This is a genomic window from Nonomuraea sp. NPDC049784, from assembly GCF_040659615.1.
Taxonomy (GTDB): Bacteria; Actinomycetota; Actinomycetes; order Streptosporangiales; family Streptosporangiaceae; genus Nonomuraea.
The window spans coordinates 1-2,008 of sequence record NZ_JBFAMX010001081.1 but is presented as its reverse complement, the minus strand read 5'-3'; the positions used below and the strand labels follow the sequence as shown (position 1 = coordinate 2,008).

Here is a 2,008-nt window from a genome sequence, read left to right as displayed (position 1 = left end):
GAACTCCCAGCAGCCCGCCGGCTGCGACCATCAGCCTGCCGTACTCGACGCAGCCGCGTAACCCCCGAGAGATTTACGCAGATGACCACTTAGCCACGTCGAACGCGCTGCCTCGACGGCTGGGTGTGTGGACTCCAGCAAACCGATACAAGCCCGGCACCATCCACCTTCCCCTGCCGGTGGTCCCGGAAGGTGATGGCGGAGGCATTCGACACGGTTCCAACGGGTGCCTTGAACTGTCGTCGCTTCGGCTGAATCCGTGCGGGCTGGCGGCTGCAAGCGCTGCATGGGCCGGCCGTCTCCACGAATAGTTGCCAGGCGTTCAGATCCTTGCACGGCAGGAACTCGCATGTTCCTCACGCGGTGTTGCTGTACACGCTGTGCGAACAACTAGAAGACGGGATGCCCGACCCCGGCGTGAGTCGCCGGCCGGAATCGTCAGAAACGGTAGTGCGCGACCGTGGTGCCCAGCCTGGAGAAGGCCGCGCTGAGCGCCGACAGGCGGGTCCACAGGCGCAGGGCCGTCGGGAACTGGTCGACCTCGGGCTCCCGGGTGAGCAGGATGTGCCGGATCAGGGTCAGTCGCGGGTTCCACCGTACGGGGTCGAGGCGGTCGAAGCCGGGGGACTTGAAGAGGGGGACCAGGAACCGGCTGCCGGAGTAGTGTCTCGCGGCCCAGACGGTGAATCGGGTGTAGACGTTGAACGCGATCTCCCCACTGGGAAAATGGCTGGTGAGACGGTCCAGCAGCGTGATCATCTCTTCCTGGGAGAGGAAGGGCAGCACGCCGTCGGCGACGATCACGGCGGGACGGTCGGCGGGCAGCGCCTCCAGCCAGCCGGGCTCGGTCAGGTCCGCGCCGATGGTGTGCGTGTGCGGCCGCTCCGGGATGATCCGGTGCCGGGCGTCCACGACCTCGGGAAAGTCGACGTCGTACCAGTCCGCTGTCGATGGAGGGTCGATGCGGAGGGCTCGGGTGTCGAGGCCGGCTCCCAGGTCGATGCCGATCGCGTCGGGGTGGCGGGCGATGAACCGCTGCGCGATCTCGTCCAGTTTCTTGGCGCGCTGGGCGACGTCGATGGCCGAGGCCGCGCTCCAGCGGAGTTTGCGGTGGTCGTAGCCGGTCTTGTGGATGATCTCGTAGGCCATGCGGTCGCCGAGTATGGGGCTTGGCAGGCGGCTGTCGAGCGCCCGGCCGCACAGCGTCACCCACAGGGTTTCCTGCAGCGGGGTCAGTGTAGGAAGGGTCACTCCCATGATGTCCTCCAGGCTCAGATGGTGGGCATGTCGCGTCGGGTGAATCCGGCCAGGCCGGCCGCGACGAGGGCCGCCGCGACGGCGGTCATGACGATCAGTGGGGTGGCCGTCATGACCCCGCCGGGAAGTTTCGGTACGTGCTCGAAGACCGACAGGTCGATGACCCACTGGTCGAGCTGCAACTCCAGGCCGACCCAGCCGAACAACATGCTCACCATGGCCACCGCGAACGTGCCGGCGACCAGCCGAGGCAGCAGCCCGAACAGCGCGAACGCGACCCCGGTGAACACCCACACCACAGGGAGTTGCACGAGAGCGGCGGCTAGGAGGCGGGACAGCTCACGGGCGACGTCGCCGGTGTTGAGTCCGTGCGCCAGACCGGCGGCCGTCCCGAAGGCGATCAACCCGAGCGCCGGGCCGAGCAGTATGAACGCGAAGTGGCTGCCCGCCCAGCGCAGCCGGCGCACCGGGGTGGCCAGCAGGGGCTCGGCCCGCCCGTCGCGCTCTTCGTTCCTGAGCAGCAGCGCGGCCTGGATGGCGAAGCAGGCGCTGACCAGGCCGAGCATGGTCATCATGGGGGCGAGGAACTGGTCGACGAGCGTGCCGGGACCGCCGAGCCGGGCCAGCGCCTCTCGGGCCGCGGCGCCGCCGTTGTCCATCAGCGTCCCAAGGCTCGCCGACATCGCGCCGCCCACGAGCCCGACCACGGCGAGTCCGGCGATCCTGCTGATCAGCGGCCCGCGGTGCAGCC

1 protein-coding gene and 1 pseudogene are annotated in these 2,008 nt (G+C 68.7%); both read right to left on the bottom strand.

What is annotated here, in order from left to right; all coding sequences use genetic code 11:
* Positions 1-438 precede the first annotated feature (438 nt).
* A complete protein-coding gene (locus AB0J09_RS63445; RefSeq protein ID WP_358444207.1) occupies positions 439-1,257 on the bottom strand; it encodes a class I SAM-dependent methyltransferase in 819 nt (272 codons plus the stop codon).
* 14 nt (positions 1,258-1,271) lie between these two features.
* Positions 1,272-2,008, bottom strand: a pseudogene (locus AB0J09_RS63440) (ABC transporter permease); the annotation flags it as partial.